This window comes from Enterococcus sp. AZ071 (genome assembly GCF_050499065.1).
GTDB lineage: Bacteria > Bacillota > Bacilli > Lactobacillales > Enterococcaceae > Enterococcus_A > Enterococcus_A ferrettii.
In genome coordinates this window covers 3,297,766-3,314,316 of record NZ_JBIPAS010000001.1, presented here as the reverse complement: position 1 = coordinate 3,314,316, position 16,551 = coordinate 3,297,766, and the positions used below count along the sequence as shown (strand labels likewise).

16 protein-coding genes and 1 pseudogene are annotated in these 16,551 nt (G+C 35.9%); 2 read left to right on the top strand and 15 right to left on the bottom strand.

Annotated elements, in window-relative coordinates:
* Positions 1-504 precede the first annotated feature (504 nt).
* A pseudogene (locus IGI49_RS16235) lies at positions 505-805 on the top strand (IS256 family transposase); the annotation flags it as partial.
* Between the two features lie 127 nt (positions 806-932).
* On the opposite strand, the gene dagF reads toward IGI49_RS16235, so the two are convergent.
* From dagF to IGI49_RS16180, 11 genes are all read right to left on the bottom strand, one after another.
* On the bottom strand, positions 933-1,673 hold the full coding sequence (gene dagF / locus IGI49_RS16230; protein ID WP_429962515.1) for a 2-dehydro-3-deoxy-phosphogluconate aldolase: 741 nt from the start codon (positions 1,671-1,673) through the stop codon (positions 933-935).
* A gap of 2 nt (positions 1,674-1,675) precedes the next feature.
* Positions 1,676-2,776: a DgaE family pyridoxal phosphate-dependent ammonia lyase gene (locus IGI49_RS16225; RefSeq protein WP_429962514.1), complete on the bottom strand. Its 1,101-nt coding sequence runs from the start codon at positions 2,774-2,776 to the stop codon at positions 1,676-1,678.
* Positions 2,777-2,801: 25 nt separating this feature from the next.
* Positions 2,802-3,947 carry an alanine racemase gene (gene alr, locus IGI49_RS16220; protein ID WP_429962513.1) on the bottom strand — a complete coding sequence of 382 codons (1,146 nt, stop codon included), beginning with the start codon at positions 3,945-3,947 and terminating at the stop codon, positions 2,802-2,804.
* Positions 3,948-4,024: 77 nt separating this feature from the next.
* Entirely contained in the window at positions 4,025-5,092 is a 1,068-nt protein-coding gene (locus tag IGI49_RS16215) for a pyridoxal-phosphate-dependent aminotransferase family protein (RefSeq protein ID WP_429962512.1), read from the bottom strand.
* A gap of 56 nt (positions 5,093-5,148) precedes the next feature.
* Positions 5,149-5,901: a GntR family transcriptional regulator gene (locus tag IGI49_RS16210; protein ID WP_429962511.1), complete on the bottom strand. Its 753-nt coding sequence runs from the start codon at positions 5,899-5,901 to the stop codon at positions 5,149-5,151.
* Between the two features lie 599 nt (positions 5,902-6,500).
* A complete protein-coding gene (locus IGI49_RS16205) occupies positions 6,501-6,914 on the bottom strand; it encodes a PTS sugar transporter subunit IIA (RefSeq protein ID WP_429962510.1) in 414 nt (137 codons plus the stop codon).
* Positions 6,915-6,938: 24 nt separating this feature from the next.
* Positions 6,939-8,156, bottom strand: coding sequence for an amidohydrolase (locus IGI49_RS16200; RefSeq protein ID WP_429962509.1), 1,218 nt, complete (start codon positions 8,154-8,156; stop codon positions 6,939-6,941).
* 3 nt (positions 8,157-8,159) lie between these two features.
* A complete protein-coding gene (locus tag IGI49_RS16195; RefSeq protein WP_429962508.1) occupies positions 8,160-8,999 on the bottom strand; it encodes a hypothetical protein in 840 nt (279 codons plus the stop codon).
* Between the two features lie 18 nt (positions 9,000-9,017).
* Entirely contained in the window at positions 9,018-9,512 is a 495-nt protein-coding gene (locus IGI49_RS16190; protein WP_429962507.1) for a PTS system mannose/fructose/N-acetylgalactosamine-transporter subunit IIB, read from the bottom strand.
* Positions 9,513-9,530: 18 nt separating this feature from the next.
* The gene (locus tag IGI49_RS16185; protein ID WP_429962506.1) at positions 9,531-10,406 is read right to left on the bottom strand and encodes a PTS system mannose/fructose/sorbose family transporter subunit IID; all 876 of its coding nucleotides are present in this window, start codon (positions 10,404-10,406) and stop codon (positions 9,531-9,533) included.
* 16 nt (positions 10,407-10,422) lie between these two features.
* On the bottom strand, positions 10,423-11,205 hold the full coding sequence (locus IGI49_RS16180; protein WP_429962505.1) for a PTS sugar transporter subunit IIC: 783 nt from the start codon (positions 11,203-11,205) through the stop codon (positions 10,423-10,425).
* A 684-nt stretch (positions 11,206-11,889) separates the two neighbouring features.
* Here IGI49_RS16180 and IGI49_RS16175 point away from each other — a divergent pair.
* Positions 11,890-12,885 carry an IS30 family transposase gene (locus IGI49_RS16175; protein WP_429962504.1) on the top strand — a complete coding sequence of 332 codons (996 nt, stop codon included), beginning with the start codon at positions 11,890-11,892 and terminating at the stop codon, positions 12,883-12,885.
* 504 nt (positions 12,886-13,389) lie between these two features.
* On the opposite strand, the gene IGI49_RS16170 is transcribed toward IGI49_RS16175, so the two are convergent.
* The 4 genes from IGI49_RS16170 to dapA form a co-directional block, all read right to left on the bottom strand.
* Positions 13,390-13,983: an SIS domain-containing protein gene (locus IGI49_RS16170; RefSeq protein WP_429964934.1), complete on the bottom strand. Its 594-nt coding sequence runs from the start codon at positions 13,981-13,983 to the stop codon at positions 13,390-13,392.
* A 20-nt stretch (positions 13,984-14,003) separates the two neighbouring features.
* Positions 14,004-14,477: a PTS sugar transporter subunit IIB gene (locus IGI49_RS16165; RefSeq protein ID WP_429962503.1), complete on the bottom strand. Its 474-nt coding sequence runs from the start codon at positions 14,475-14,477 to the stop codon at positions 14,004-14,006.
* Positions 14,478-15,557, bottom strand: a complete 1,080-nt coding sequence (locus IGI49_RS16160; RefSeq protein ID WP_429962502.1) for a PucR family transcriptional regulator — start codon at positions 15,555-15,557, stop codon at positions 14,478-14,480. It abuts the gene before it with no gap.
* Positions 15,558-15,656: 99 nt separating this feature from the next.
* Positions 15,657-16,541, bottom strand: a complete 885-nt coding sequence (dapA, locus tag IGI49_RS16155; protein WP_429962501.1) for a 4-hydroxy-tetrahydrodipicolinate synthase — start codon at positions 16,539-16,541, stop codon at positions 15,657-15,659.
* Positions 16,542-16,551: the final 10 nt, after the last annotated feature.

Sequence of the window (16,551 nt, the reverse complement as noted above, 5' to 3'; positions counted from 1 at the left end):
GTCATCAGAATTTGATCGCTTTTACAAATCAACTTTGTCGAGGTTCTAATACACTGTAGTCTCCATTGGCGTTATATAAATCAAGATATTCCAAATCCTTTCCATATAATATAGTACTCATCACAAATTCATTGATGCAAGCTATCGTAGTAGCAATTATGCATCTACATAGTTAATCTTAAAATGATATATTACTTCTTGACAGTTTGGCCCTGAAAGGGTGGAACAATGTTTGATCATAAAATGTCGTTGATCATTACACCAATTGTTGTTGGCATAACCCTTTGTTGGATAAATATTTTAATGAGATAAATTTGCAAACTTTTTCATCTAATTGGTTTAATAAGAGATTGTCGATCTCAAACTGTCCTTTTGGCCTACTTATTTTAATAGGCGCAGAACTTGTGATAAGGTTTGTGATGATGGTAAATATGAATTGCCTTTAAGGATCAGATGGCACTCATGAGTAGAGTATGGTTTCCTCAGTAAGATAATGCTACTTTTGATTACTTGTCGTGCTGTTTTTATGAAAACTTCTATGGGACTTCTTCTTTTAAAGCTTCTCGTGTTGCTTTCGATAGCTTTTCATGCCGGTATCCTGAAGCGATTGATGTCCGAAAACAGAACTTCGCTTATGATGAACATTTGTTTGATTATGGAGTAGATTCGTAAAATCATGGTAAACTACGGATACCGTTGAAAATGTCCACACCAGTTTCAGAAAGATCACAAAAAGAGCACATTCTCTAATGAAAATGCGCTCCCTAAGCTGCTATATTTACGTACAAAAGAATGGTATAACAAATAGAATGGTGGCCATATCCCATTGATATGCTTCCTTTTTGTTTAATTTAAATCTGTATACTATATTTGCATCTAATGGTTACTAATCTCCCCTTTATACACTCATATAATTCACCATTCAAAAAATGTCATCCTAAAAGTTCCTTTACCTTCTCAAACAAGATTCTAACATCTTCAGGTCTTGTATCTCCAGTATTTGAATCAATAATCGATCTATAAACATGAGGAATAACTTTTTTTACACCCGCACCCAAAGCAATTTGCAGGATTTCTTCAAAATTTCCTAAGTCAATTCCGCCGGTTGGTTCCAAAGAAAAATCATCGTTGGCACATGCTTCGGCTACTGCTTTAAATTCATCAATATGAGCTAGACCGTTCATTGGAAAGTATTTAACCGAACTTCCTCCCATATCCTTTAACAATTTGATTGCGGTCTCAATCGGAATGATTCCTGCCGGTGCTTCTGAGCTTAATGGTCCAGTTGCTATATTTACATATCCGACTTTTCCACTTGGCGAGATTAAACCATTGATGACTGTTTCAGTTTGATTTAATAAGGCTCTCGAAATACCAATACCAGTAAAAACTTGATTTATATGTTGCGGTTGCAGTATTTTAGAAATTCTTGCGACCATTTGACTTTGGTTAGGATCGCCTGCACCTAATCCTACAGATAACGCATTTTTAGTTGCAGTTTGATATTTTTCCATATCTTCGATGGCCGCTTCATCAGTTGAATATTTTTTAGACAAAACGCCTAAAACAACATGACCTTCAGCTGCCTCATAACAATCCTGAGCATTTTCCACTGAATTAGCTAGAACATTTAAACAAACCCGGTCTTTATAATAGTTTGGACTAAGTGACATAATTAAACTCCTCGCATAATTTCTTTTAATCGGTCAATAATCTTTTTCATTTCAGCTGCGTTTACAGATCGAACATCGAATTCGATAATACCGTTGTTGGCCTGATATTCTCTCGTATAAATGGCCGGGGCATTCTGTTTCAACTCGGCGATTACCTCTTTTGCTGATTTTTTATCAGCTACTTTTACACTGGCTCTAAATATATCTCGTCCAGCACTATCCTGAACAATTTCTGCTGATAAATTGGCAATCGTATTTAGACTTCTTACAAATGGTTCAAGTCTTTGCCTCATTGATTCCCCGGATTCACTTCCCGTATTCAAATAGTCTTCTACCGCTTGAACCAATCCCAAAATATTGTCTTTTCCAATTTTCATGGCACGGCCGATTCCTTTTTCTTGCAGCCGTACCCAATTAATACAATTTTTCTGGCCAATCACCATGCCAGCACTAGGGCCTTCCATCGCTTTTGCACCCGAGTAAATGACTAGATCTGCACCTTCATTAATATATTTAAATAAATCTTCTTCCGCGGCCGCATCAACAATCAATGGTACATTATGCTTTTTTGCAATTTTCGCTGTATCTGTTACTGTTAGCATACTTTTTTGCACAGTATGATGGCTTTTAATATATAAAATAGCAGCCGTGTTGTCATTAATCATCATTTCTAAATGTTCTGGCGTACACATATTGGCATAACCAGCTTCAACAACTTTCCCTCCGCCAAGCTCAACCATAACTTCCACCGGTGTTCCATAATCAACATTGTGTCCTTTGGGTACAATTACTTCTCGCTTCACAATAGTTTCTGTATATGGATGATAAACGTGATACTTACTACCCTGTCCGATAATAGCAGCAACTGATTGTGCAATCCCGGCAGAGGCAGATGATACAATTTGGACGTCGTCAACTTTTAACAATTTAGCTAAATAAGCGCCCATTTGAATAGACAATTCGGCCATTTCAAAAAAATGCTCTCCGCCAAAACGTTGCGCTGCTATCACAGATTCAGAAACTTTTGAAACACCCAAAATAGTCATCCGACCAGAAGCATTAATCACTTCTTTTAATCCATATTTTTTATAGAAAGAATCCATTACTTATTCTCCTCATTAGAATTTCCTACTCATCACCATTGATATAGATCCGTGGAACCCGATTATTCACAACTGAAATAATCTCTGGTGTAGAGGCTTCAGCAATTCTTGCAACTTCATAGGGCATAATTGTTTCATGTCCATCCGCTCCAATGATTAAGGCGCAGTCCCCTTCATTCACATCTATATTACCTATGACATTTACCATCATAAAATCCATATTTATTTTCCCAGTAACTTGGGCTCTTTTTCCGTTTACAATGACCTCTAATTCTTTATACATATTTTTACGGAGTCCATCACCATAACCAAATGAAATAGTCGCGATTTTTGTTGAGCTTTTAGCTGTAAAGGCTCGATCATAACTTACTGTTTCACCTTCTGAAATTTCTTTTACGCGAATTATTCTACCAGTTAATTTGAACGGGAGCGTTGTTCCTAATTTTTCCATTGCATCCTCTTGCCCAAAACCAAAGAAAAATTTTCCTACTCTTACCATATCCATATTAAATTCAGGATAGTTTAAAATAGCATCACTGTTACAGCAGTGCTTAACTCCTACATCATAGCCAAGTTCTTCTAATTGTAGAACGACATTCTTAAAGGTTTCATATTGATGCTTAGTGAAATCTATATCTTCAGTTTTAGCGCTTCCAGCTGCTGCAAAGTGAGTATAAATTCCTGTGACATTAATATTTTTTAACGCGAAAATTTTTTCCGCTTGTTCAACAAAACGAGCGATAGTATGATTTTTACTATAGAGTCCGATGCGATTCATGCCTGTGTCTATTTTAATATGAACATCTAAATTCTTACCTTCAGGGACCAATTCATTCAAATGTTCTACATAATCCAATGAAACAGTCGTTAAGGTTATCTTCTGTTGAACCATTTCAGCAATTTGACTATCCATCACATACCCTAACACCAAAACAGGCTTATGAATATTTTGCTTTCGAATAGCTAATGCATCTTCACTTGTAGCCACTGCAAACCAATCGCTATACATCTCAATATGTTTTGGAATAACGTCAATCCCAAAACCATAGGCATCAGTTTTCACAACAGACATCAATTTGGCTTCACCAATATATTGTTTTATTTGAAAAGCATTTTGCTTAATTTTCCTCAAATCAACTTCTAAGTAGTTTCGATTACTATAACTTCCCATTTCCTCTCTCTTTCCAATTAAAATTTAAAAACTATAAAGTCGTTAGCTGATTCTACAACTCTATCATTTTTAAAGATTTATCTTGTCACGATTCTTCTTAATGCTTCAATGCAAGCTATTACGTCATTGCGAGATACGTAACCCATTGTTCCAATTCGAAAAGTATCTGTTTTTAGAGGATTTTTCCCTCCTCCAATCATAATATTTTCTTTTGCTAGTTCCTTTACATAATAGTCCGCATTATCTTTGCTAAAAACCGATGTTAGAGTTGAAGAAGCATATTTCTCGTTTTTAGCGAACAATTCAAACCCCAGTTTTTTTAGCTCTCCTCTAAGCAGTGTTGCATTAGCTGTGTGTCTTTGAATAACCTTTTCAAGGCCCTCATCAACTATCAATGCTAAAGCAGCATCAACAGCTAACAATGTATGTGTTGCTGGAGTATGAACGGTCAAATCACGCAACGTATATTCACGATCCCTTTTAAAATTAAACAAATATTTTGGATTATTTACACGATCGACACAATCCCAAGCTTTATCACTTAAACTGACAAAAGCAAGCCCTGGAGGTGACATCAACGCTTTTTGTGAAGCCGTAAAAAGTACATCGATATTCCACTCATCCATCTGTAATTCAATTCCGCCTGCGCCACTCACACTATCTACAATTAATACTACATCCGAATCCTTCAAGCCTAGGCCCAGATTTTTCACGTCATTCATGACACCGGTTGAACTTTCATTGTGGATCATTAAAATGCCCTTTGTCTCAGTAGTGATTGCTTCAAGCACTTTATCTCTGTCCACTTCATGACCATATTCAAAATCAATACGAACTATTTTTAAATCATAACCTTTAGCCACATCATAAAATAGTTCGCCAAAAACACCATTGATAGGTATGATTACCTCATCACCTGGCAGAAAAACATTCTGGATTACAGCCTCCATAGCACCTGTTCCTGAAGTTGTTAGCAATAACATATCATTTTCAGTACCAAAAATTTTTTTCAATCCTTCGGTTACTCGATGCTGGACCTCTTTGTAATACAAACTTCTATGGGAATAAGCATCGTGAACCATAGCCTCTTGCACTTTAGACGGCAAAACAGTCGGACCTACAAGCATTTGTATTTTTTTATCCATACTGTCATTCCTTTTCTTTTGAACTTGAGTACTCTTGCATTAATTTTATGTGAGTCTTATTTTTTTAATTGGTTCGTAGAATAATACTTGTTATATTTAGGGTTGTAATAACTTTCTGAATACTCTAGTGGTTTATCTTTCTCATCATAAGTTGTTCTGATGCGATAAAATATCGCTGCGTTTTCTGGTAACTCTAGGATTGAACAAGTGACTTCATCTGCGTTTTGAGCTTCTAACATTTCCTCAACATACGTGGGATTTTCGCCACTACGTCTTAATAAATTGGTTGTTGATTTCTTAGGGTCTGCTAAAAACATTGAAACATCAATCTTGTGGGTATAGGGCAGATAAGCGATTGTTCTAGCCAATTTCTTATCGTCAACTTCTCTCACTCGTTCAATTCTATAAACAAATTCATCTTCTTCACCTAGTCTTAATTCATCAATAGCAGATTGATTTGGTTTTTCAATTGAAACACAAACTAATTTGGTAACAAGTTTTTCATCAAAGGTTCGCAAGTCGTCAGTCAAATCATTTAGATCCCACATAAACTTACTTTTATCAATAACTATTGATGAGTTTCCTTGTGAACGTGCCAGATATCCTTCATTTTCTAAAAGCTGTAATGCTGATCTTACGGTTATTCTACTAACTTCGAAGGCTTCAATTAAATCCGATTCAGAGTAAAATGTATCCCCAGCATTAATCTTTTTAGAAACGATTAGATCTTTTAGTTCAAAATATAGTTGTTTGTATAATGGTATTTTTGAGTCGCGATCTAATTTTGCCTTTTCTATCTTGTTTTCCATAAATTCCTTCACCCTTACTAAAGATTATTTGAAATCAATATAACACATTATGCCTATTCGAAAATGCTCTTTTAATTTTCTATCATTCGCTCAAACTTTTTAATGGCATACTCTTTGCCGTTTTTACAGAATCCTTTTAGAAATGATAGTGAATTCCCCAGCTGCTGATTTAGCTGAAATATATTCCCACATATTTTGACTATTGATTCTTCCAGTTGGAATAACGAGATAAGGCTATTTCAATGCGTTAATTGCACCTAACTCTCCGTAATTAGTTGAAGGAAAACTTAAGTGTACGTCCCTGTTTGAAATCTCGACGGATTTTTCTTTAAGAATACACAAAATATTTTCTTTTTGACACAACTTAAGAACAACTTTACAAAAATCTGGTGTCAGGATAAACCGTCCTTCACTTTTAATCGTTCAAACAGTTACTGTACCAACAATCAATTTCCCAAACTCAGCTAGCTGCTTAGTAACTACTAAAGCCAAACAACTTCGGCAGATAATCTCAATTCTCTTTGTCAGTACTTCATCCGTATCTCTAAATAAATTTTGATTACTGTATAAAGAGGTAATAGTTTTTTACAATGGCTACATCAACTTGATAATGAGACATTTAATGTAGATATACTATCTTTACCTGTATTTCCCATATGAACCAGCAAATCATTTAAGTTAAGATTTTCTCTCATAATCGTCGACTCAATTAACATTGGAAGATTTAACCCAGTGATCACACCACAATTTATTTTTTCTTCAATCAGATTATCTCGAATAGAAGCAATTGTGTTAAAAGGGGTAGCTCCTAACATATCTACAAATACTAATACCCCTTCACCTTGATCAAGCTGTTTGATGATTTTGAAAGCTTGATCTTGAAACTCTTCCATCACTTGACCTTTATGAAGACCCAATACATCAAAATTTTCGACTTGTCCAGCTATCATTTCCAGAGAATTTTTTATCCCCTCAGCAAAATTTCCATGAGTTGTAACACAAATTCCAATCATTATCTTTTCCTCAATTCTTAACTATTAACCAAGCATTTCTATTGCAAAACCAATCATCGTTCCAATTGAGTATTTTAGTGCTTCGTCATCCATATCAAATTTTTCGTTATGGTGTTCAGCCCCCGAACCAACTTGATCATTTTTTATTCCATGAAAAACAAAAACACAAGGAGCTACTTCTTGGTAACGGGAAAATGTCTCAGAAGCAAACCATTTCACATTTTTTAACAAAGAATCAGGGTACTGCTTTTCCACAAAATTTTGAACTATTTTACTTAGTTCTGGATCATTTACTACCGATGGAGTACTTGGTCCAAAATCTTCAGGGAATTCCATTGTGCAAAGATGTGCTGCTGCAACATTTGTCGCAACGCTGCGAATGACATTTGAAGCATCTTCACCTATCTGTTCATCAAAATATCTTAGTGTCCCACCAATATAAACTTCCTCAGGAAAAACATTCCGTGCTTCTCCTGCTTGAAATTGAGTTATTCCTAAGGTGATCGTTTTTTCAATATCCAATTGATTCACCCAAGCACTTGCAAGATTCGTCACTATATTCGCTGCAGCAAATATAGGATTGATTGATTTATCTGGCCTTGAGGCATGCCCGCCCCTACCGTGAACAAACATCCGAACTCTCGCCGTTGAAGAAGTTACCGGACCAGCATCGGCTGCAATTTTCCCTGTTTCCAAAAATGAAGCTAAATGGTTACCATAAATTGCATCTACATTTTTTGTCTTCAACAACTCAACCATTGGCCAAATTCCCGTATTATTTTCTTCACCTTCCTCAAAGATAAAGATGATTTTACCTTTCAATTGCTTTTTAATTGAAACCAACAATTCCATTGCCGACAGTACGGTAGTCATGTGTCCATCATGAGCACAAGCATGCATAACTCCCACATTTTTAGAAATAACTGATCGGTCACTACTCAAATTTTGCTGATTTTCTACTATGGGCAAAGCATCGATATCCGTTCTTAAACCAATCGTTTTGCCTTCTCTACCAGTATCTAATATTGCAATAAATCCAGTCCCTGCACTATCAAATTGAGGTGTTTTATCTGTCGGGAGTAGCTCCTCAACAATTAGCCCTAAATCAAATGCCTTTTGTTTTAAAAATTCTGAAGTACTAAATTCTTTCGATGATTCTTCCGGATTTTCGTGCAAATAGTGTCTCAATTTGACAGCTTTCGGATAAATGTCATCTACTGATTGATCAATATTAACAATCATCGCTTACTTCCTCTCGTTAAAAAGTTCCAATAGATTCTCTGTAGTTTTTTCAACAGCTTCAACTAAAGGTGAATGATTTTCTTTAGCGGTTGGTTGGCCAAAAATATATGCTGGTTTGTTAAAATTATCATCCAACCATTTATTCTTTTTCCTTTCAACAACTGTCTCATCAGTTGTTATACTGTCTAAAAAAACAACTTTACATTTTGAATTTCCCATCAATTCCTTCAAAATATGGTAGCCTAAATAGTTGACTGTGCCATAATCAACAAATGCAAAAGAAACTTGTTCTTTCTGCCCCTTGTTTAAGCTGCCCGCAAAATTTAGTAGTGTTATGATGCTTGAAGTATTTCTTTCAAGCGTATCACGACTAGGAATTCCACCGTATTGAACTATTTTTGCTAAAATGAGCATCATTAGAACAGAAATTAAAATTAAGATTATTTGCTCAATATGCTGGATACCCTTTTGCAGTATTGGTACCAGAATACCAATAACATAACTTATAAATATAATTGAAAAACTAACCATAGGGATTAGATAGTTTCTTCTAGTACGAGCTTTAAGTTGACTTTCATCAAACGGTTCATAAGTGGTGCTAGAAAAATTTCTAACTGGTGTATCATAATAAGTCACGTACAGAAATTCACTTTTTTTTACGTTTCCTATCAGACCAATGATGCTTAATTTTTGTTTGTAGTTTGTTTTATAGATTTTTCCTGTAGAAAATCCGAAAGCTTTAAAATCACCGAACAATGTGGTCAAAAACCTAATTTTTTGATTCTTAGAAAGTCTCACACTGGAAAAAGCACCATACCGTGTAAATAAATTTTTGATATCCATCTAATCATCCTTGCTATACTAGTTAAATTTATCCACCACATTTTTGTAATCAACCCGTTTCATATTAGGTAACGCTTGCACATAAATTTCAACACTATGATGATCATGCAAATCTTTTAACCTGTCGAATTCTTCTTGTGTAATACTTACCTCATTAATAATAGAAACGGTATCTGGTTTTTGTGACTTACCGCCAACGTTTAGTTTATCAACCTTTACACCCGCCTTAATTAATTCGTGCATCCCTTCAATTGTTTGAGTGATTAGTAAAACTTTATTCTTCCCAAATTGATTTTTTTCCCAATGTTTTATTGCTTCTGAATTACTCAACACCCGTGCTTTCATCCCTTTGCTTGAGCCAGTAGCCTCATGAATACCTTTCATGAAGGTATCTTTGGCAGCTGCATCGTCTACTAATAATATTAAATTGGCACCAGATGAAGGTGCGATAGCAGTCATGATTTGACCGTGTATTAATCGTTCGTCTACTCTTGCAAAAACAACTTCTCCCATAATATAAATCTCCCTCTTTTATAAAATACCTATTGCTGCTAAAATACCTAAAATCAACGTTACACCTATTACAGCTTTCATGATATTGAATTCTTTTCTGGTGTAATAGTAGTAAACCACCGCAGCTGCCACGAAAGGTAATAACCCTGGTAAAATCGAATCAAATAATGCTTGCAACGATTGTTCACCTTGAACAGTTGTCCATTTGAAACCAGATGATATTTTAACGTAGTTACTGATCAAAACACCCATCATCCACAAACCAACAATCGATAATCCATCGATGATCGATTTACTTTTTTGTCCAGATAACAATTCAGATGCTGCTTTAGTCCCTAAGTTATAGCCCATACGAGTGAAATTCCAGCCCATAAAGAATTGATAAGCAACAAATGCTACCCATGGAAATAATGCACCCCAAACACTACCAGCTTGAGCCCAAGGTAAACCAATAGAAATTAAAATATACATGATAGTAAACGAGTCAATCGAATCACCAATCCCGGCCATAGCTCCCATTAAACCTGCTTTTATATTGTAGATGGCCTCATCTGAAATTTGCGTCTCACCCGTTTCATATATTTGAGTCGCTCTTTCTTCTTCCATTGACACCATGATACCTGTAATCGTTCCACCGCCCCAGCTAGCATTCGAGTTAAAGAACAACAAGTGTCTTTGGTAAGCTGCATTCAATTCAGCTTTATCTTTATATATTTTTTTAAGTACTGGCATCAGTGCCCACATCAATGCAGCTGCAGTATAGCGATCAAAGGCATGAGGAATTTCATTAGTAAAATACCAGCGCATCCAAGAATTCCGGATATCTTTAGGTGTGATCTCCTCAGGCTTTAAATCCAGATTTTTTTTATAAGGTTCTACCATTGAGTTTTCCATCTATTTATTCCCCTTTCTACAAATCGTCATTTTCAAGTTGTGCTAATTGATGGTGATCTCTACCTAATATATAAATTGCTGCGATCGCTCCTCCAATAATTGCCCAAGTTAAAATATTGATATCGGTCAAGTTAACAGCTAAGAAATAGGCCATTAGGAAAAAGATCATAAATTTTTCTCGACCAATCGCAACCATCCCGGCTACTAAACCTGTGACAGCTAACCCTCCACCAATTACACTAAGTACATGAGCGACCGTTCCTTGAATATATTTTGCACTAAACTCAGCTACTAGTGGTGCTCCAGCATACAACGAAATAAACATTACTGGAAAGACTAAAATAAATGCGGAAAGCAATGGTAGACCAATAATTGTCTTGGTTAAGTCGCTGCTATTTCCCTTTGCCGCATATTTATCAACCAGTTTCATAATATAGGTGTTGACAAAAAATCGTGCCTGATAAAGATAAGCGCCTAACAAACCTATTGGAATAGCAATCGCAGCAGCTGAGGAAGCATCCAGATCACTAATCAAAGCCACCGGAACAGCAATCGCAGTTGCAATCGCAGGCTCGGCCGATGCAGCTCCACCTGCTCCGCCAACATTAAACAATACCAATTGAACAGCAGCCCCAACCGTCATTGCTGCCGGAATATCCCCCATCACTATACCGATTACTAAAGCAGTCATTAATGTTCCATACCTTAATTGTAATGTGGCTAAAGAAACCCTAGCCAAAATAAACCAACACCATAAAGCAATAATTGCAGCTTGCATTATACTTAATCCGTTTTCCATAATTACACCCTTTCTTAGTCAATCGATCCACACAGTTTTTTACCATTTAAAAATTATCAGTAAAAACATCCCTCCCCAAGGTAACGCTTTCACAGATTATAATATCTAACTTGACATAATAAGTCAACAACATTCATAACATTTTTTCTTTAGTATCGAATACAAGTTGTCTAAACAATGATATTAACACTGCATATTTTATGTGAAATTGTCCATAAATTTTAGTACCTCAATTAATCGTAGTAAAATGAGGGCTGAGGTCATCCACCAATAACGTCATCTTTCTTTGTTTACTCTCAACACCATTCATTATCCCTCATCTCTCAGTTGTTCAAACAGATAAAAAGCATTAAAAAATTTTTAGCTTCTGCTAACATGAATTCAACACTGCTTAAATGCTTTCATATCAATCTCTACTTCATTTTCTATTTTAATCAAAAGGTAGCTATGCTCTTTATGAAGAATACCAATCGAATGATAAAACTATAAGATGAACAATACTTATCTAAATCGAAAAAAAAAGACAGATGATCGATTGTTATTGTCGATCATCCGCCGTTTTTTCAATTTCTTTTTAACTTCACCTTGAATTTACAATTTAAGTGCAACACATAAAAAATGACTCATAACGAATTTCCAACTAGAATAGGTCTGTCGAAGAACACTATCAGGAGGAATTCAATTATGAGCCACTACACCCATCTTACCATAGTCGAGCGAGAAAGGATTTTTCTGCTCCATGAAAATGGCTGTTCTCTTAGAGAGATTGGTTCTGACATCCATCGAAGCCAATCGACAATCTCTCGTGAACTGAGTAGAAATAGTGAAAAAGAATACTCACCTTCCCATGCGAATAAGAAATATAAAGTACGCAGAAAAAATTGTGGACGACATAAAATCCTAGATGATTCACGGATTTGGTCAATCGTCCGCCGGTTATTTGTCGATCTTCAATGGTCGCCAGAAGAGATTTCTAATCGATTAGCTTATGAGCAAGCCGATTTTCACATCAGTTTTGTGACGATTTATCGGGCAATTTATAATGGAACGTTTGACATCACTCCATTGTCTAAAGGAAATCGCGGTTTAGTTCGTTCTTTACGTCATAGAGGAAAAACGCGTCATACTAAGAACCATACAGAAACTCGTGGGAAAATCCGAATCACTCACTCTATTCACGACCGTCCTGAAACTGCTGAAAAACGGAGTGAAATTGGGCATTGGGAAGCTGATACAGTGGCTGGGAAAACAGGAGGTGCTTGTTTAGTGACGCTAACTGACCGGAAATCTCGTTTTCTTATAGCAGGGAAAGCACTCAAGAAAAATTCTCTTTACGTTTGCGAAAAGATGACAGAACTATTTAATACTGTTGATAGAGAGCTTGTCAAAACCATCACTCCAGATAGAGGAAAAGAATTTTCTAAACACTTCGATGTCACCCAGTCTTTGGAAGGCGTTCCGTTTTATTTTCCTGATCCTCATGCGCCATGGCAACGCGGAACGAATGAAAATACGAATGGATTGATTAGGGAATATCTACCGAAAACAAAAGAAATGGATACCGTGGAAGATACAACGATCTATCGAATGGTTGAAAAACTAAATAGCAGACCAAAAAAATGTTTAGGTTGGAAGACACCTTATGAAGTCTTCTTCAATAAAGTGTTGCACTTGATTTGACAATTCGCCACTTAAAAAAGTGAACCTTTTTAGTACATGTTATAACATGGTTACAGTAAAACGAGGAAGGTGTAAATATTTTTTCGATGTGTGATTCGTCTAATCGTTCTTTTAACTCACTTGTTATAATAATGGAAATTAGCTGATGATACATCAAAAATACTGAATAGATGATAACAACTTGTACTAATCACAAAATAGTTAAGAATACCATCTACGTTGATTGAATCTCTTCCGAAAAACTAGATTACCTAAATTCTAACGTACGTTTTGCTGACTCAGATTAGTCGTCTATCGCCAAGTAACACCAGATCAAGTAATAAATTTCCTTCATTCTATGTTTTATTTGCTATGACATTTATTGCTTGGTTTTGACATCAGTTTGTAAAGCTTTTTAATCATTATAAACAATTCTAAATTCATTCAATCATCACTGCCAACAGGATAAGGAAAGAATAAACCTAGGAAAAGCTTCACTCTTTCTCAATTTTATCGAGTACGTTCTTATCCTCCTGTCGCACCCAAAGACTCCCCAATAGCTCCCCCAGGATGCCACGTGACATAGTCTCGAGGAGAAATCTGCTTCTCTTCTTGCAAAAGAATCGACAAAGCCTGCAAGAGCAGGGTTTGCTTAATGATAGATGCTCTTGGTGGTTTATTCAAATCGTCGCCTTCATCCTCCGTGCAGGTGCATAAACAAACATCAGACAACTGGCTCAGAGAAGACTGAATACTTTTGGAAACACCAATAATTTTTGCGCCATTTGCCTTTAAGGTTCGTATTGAGTAGAGCAGCTCTTCTGTTTCTCCACTATTAGAAATTGCAATGACTATATCTTTTTCCTTTACTTGCCCACTAGAACCATGTACTGCCTCTGTGCCATCTAAAAAATAAGCTGGAGTTCCTGTAGACGACAACAACGAAGCGATATAACCAGATACATAGGATGGTTTGCCAATGCCTGTTACATGTACTCTTCCGTTACAATCTTCTGCCTTTAGGATCATGTCCTTCGCTTCTTCTAACGTATTTATATTGATTGTTTCAAACAGCTCATTAACTTCTGCCTTGATTGCTTGTTCAAAATGATTAATCATATACATCCATTCTTTCCTCTTTATTGTTTAAAGATAGAATAGTCCTTTGAATCATGAGGTGCAGTTTGTAAGAAAAACTTTGTTCCCTTTTCTTGAATATATCGGATATGTTCAATTTCCTCTGGGCTGAAATAAGCATCTAACTGTTTGATCATTACACGGCTAGCTGGATAAGGAAGTTGAACTTCCGCTATTACAAAACCCTTTTCTACAGCCTCTCTCAACACTTCCAGATTTTTGAAGATGATCATTAAATTGCATTTTTCTTCTCGATCCTTTTCCAAAAAAATGATCAGCTGTTCAACAGAAAAAATCCCTACCCCGTTTTTCTTTGGAAAACTAAGCTGTAGAACTTTCGCAAGAAAAGGATCATCAATGTGAGAAGGATCTACAACTGCAATGAAATTTGCGTTCACGAAGCTATTCCAGTTTAAAGCTACCGTTGCATGCAGCAAGCGGTTGTCAACACGAACCAATTTGATCTTTACACTCATCTACTTTTCACCTACTTGCTTTCTACTTTTGTCATTTTTGAAAAAATCAGCTAAAAAATAGACTAATAATTTCCCTTGAAAGCTGCCTCGAATGTCTAAATGAAATATTTCTTCATACCGTTTTATTTTGTACAGTAATGTATTCTTGTGTAAAAACAGCTTCTCAGCAGTTTTTTTCACACTAAAATCATTTAAATAGAGTTGCTCAATCACTTGGATAAACTCATCCACATCAATCTGATCAGCTTTTCTTTTGTAATAATCGAATACATTGGAGGTAATTCTCCTAGATGATTTTGAAGCAAAGTAGGAAAAGAGATTGTCTTCAAAATAAATTGGCTGGTCCTTCTCCATAGAAACATTTTCCTTTAACCATAAGCAATTATTGTAGCTAAAATTGTATAAATCAGTGTCTGATTGAATAGAGCCGACTGCATAATAGCAATCAGATAGGCCCCATTCTATCAATTCATTAATAAATGTCTCAACATAATCTAAAACTTTTCTTTCCGCAATTTTTTTAGGAATCGACTTAAAAATCAATAAATAACGCGTATTCAATAGTGAATAAATTGTACTGCGATCATTGATTTTATATTTAAGCCCTGTAATCTCCTCGTTGTCAAAGCCTTCCTCGTTGATTATGCAGATAGGAATGCGCGGGAGTGTACTGTCAAACTTAATCTTTTTCATCAAATCTTCGGTATAACGATAATTTGTACGTTCTTCCCTCAAAAATTCCTTAATCAGCTGATCATCCACAGAAAGACTTTCCTTTGCGGATTGCTGATTCAGCTCATACTGAATGCGTGTTTTCAAGGAATCAAACAAAATATTCCCTACTACATTGATTGCTTGCTCAGGTCCGTTGATCCACAAGTAGCCATACTTCTTGTTAGACACAAGGATTTCATAAATCCTAATACTGGGATTAGTTTCATTTATTGCTACTTGGTCGCCAATTTTTTCTTCCAAACTGCAGAATACTATTTTACCTTTTTCATTTAACAGACCAATAACATAGTCGGGATTTTCCTGAACTACATGAATGAATTCCCTAAAAATTTGATCCAATTTCATTTTGATCACCAAAAATTCTATTTTAAAATAACTATACCATAAAATTTATTGACTACTTTGCATTCAACGTTCAAACTATCGCCAACTACCTGTTATTGTTTAGATCTGATAATAAGACAGCATTGCCTTAATTCTCTGATCTGTTTCTGAATTTGGTTCCATTACAGGTCCTCTGGTAGGTCCAACCTCTGCTATACCTGCCAGCTCTACTGAACGTTTTAATATAACTGGAACAGTTCCTAATTTTAATACACTTCTTAATTCTTCAATTTCCTGCTGCAGCTGTTCAGCTTTTGACAGATCTCCTGCTCTATAAGCAGCATCTAATCCCACAAGTATTTCTGTGATTAAATTGCTGGTCCCAGCAATGGCTCCAGTTGCGCCTAACTGATAGCCTGCTAAAATTTTCGAATCTGAGCCGACTAATACTTTCAATTGTGTCCCTTTGGCAATTTCGATATATCCCGCTAGATTGTCAATTTCGCCGCTGCTGTCTTTTATTCCTTGAATATTGTCAATTTTTGCCAATTCCTTCAATACTCTTTTGGAAATATTTATCCCTGTATTTTTCGGAATATTGTATAAAAGAATGGGAAGCTTGACGCTTTCCGCCACTCTTGTATAATGAGCGATTAATTCATCTTCTGATGGTCTGATGAAATACGGAGTAATAACAGACAAAACATCCGCTCCCAATTCCTCAGCTTTTTTAGACAGCTCGATGGTTTCTTTCGTTGAACAAGCACCTGTTCCTACGTATACAGGGACTCGCTTATTTACATGAGTAATAACCTCTTTTGTAAACTGCATTTTTTCTTCATTGTTTATTACATGAAATTCTCCGTTGCTTCCTAAGGGGAAAATTCCTGACACTCCTTTGTCGATTAAGTGGTCTACCAAATTTTTCATTGCATCGATGTTTAGTGATTCCTCTGTATCTCGATGGAAAGGAGTCACAATTGGGGTAATAATTCCTTCAAACACACATCTTTCT

Bases quoted from the DNA above. Each gene is read 5' to 3' on its own strand.
- IGI49_RS16185 (WP_429962506.1), bottom strand. From the start codon at position 10,406: ATGGAAAACTCAATGGTAGAACCTTATAAAAAAAATCTGGATTTAAAG.
- IGI49_RS16210 (WP_429962511.1), bottom strand. From the start codon at position 5,901: ATGGAAAACAAGATAGAAAAGGCAAAATTAGATCGCGACTCAAAAATA.
- IGI49_RS16165 (WP_429962503.1), bottom strand. From the start codon at position 14,477: ATGAGTGTAAAGATCAAATTGGTTCGTGTTGACAACCGCTTGCTGCAT.
- IGI49_RS16215 (WP_429962512.1), bottom strand. From the start codon at position 5,092: ATGGATAAAAAAATACAAATGCTTGTAGGTCCGACTGTTTTGCCGTCT.
- IGI49_RS16180 (WP_429962505.1), bottom strand. From the start codon at position 11,205: ATGGAAAACGGATTAAGTATAATGCAAGCTGCAATTATTGCTTTATGG.
- IGI49_RS16195 (WP_429962508.1), bottom strand. From the start codon at position 8,999: ATGGATATCAAAAATTTATTTACACGGTATGGTGCTTTTTCCAGTGTG.
- dagF (WP_429962515.1), bottom strand. From the start codon at position 1,673: ATGTCACTTAGTCCAAACTATTATAAAGACCGGGTTTGTTTAAATGTT.
- IGI49_RS16190 (WP_429962507.1), bottom strand. From the start codon at position 9,512: ATGGGAGAAGTTGTTTTTGCAAGAGTAGACGAACGATTAATACACGGT.
- IGI49_RS16225 (WP_429962514.1), bottom strand. From the start codon at position 2,776: ATGGATTCTTTCTATAAAAAATATGGATTAAAAGAAGTGATTAATGCT.
- IGI49_RS16170 (WP_429964934.1), bottom strand. From the start codon at position 13,983: ATGATTAATCATTTTGAACAAGCAATCAAGGCAGAAGTTAATGAGCTG.
- IGI49_RS16175 (WP_429962504.1), top strand. From the start codon at position 11,890: ATGAGCCACTACACCCATCTTACCATAGTCGAGCGAGAAAGGATTTTT.
- IGI49_RS16205 (WP_429962510.1), bottom strand. From the start codon at position 6,914: ATGATTGGAATTTGTGTTACAACTCATGGAAATTTTGCTGAGGGGATA.
- alr (WP_429962513.1), bottom strand. From the start codon at position 3,947: ATGGGAAGTTATAGTAATCGAAACTACTTAGAAGTTGATTTGAGGAAA.
- IGI49_RS16160 (WP_429962502.1), bottom strand. From the start codon at position 15,557: ATGAAATTGGATCAAATTTTTAGGGAATTCATTCATGTAGTTCAGGAA.
- IGI49_RS16200 (WP_429962509.1), bottom strand. From the start codon at position 8,156: ATGATTGTTAATATTGATCAATCAGTAGATGACATTTATCCGAAAGCT.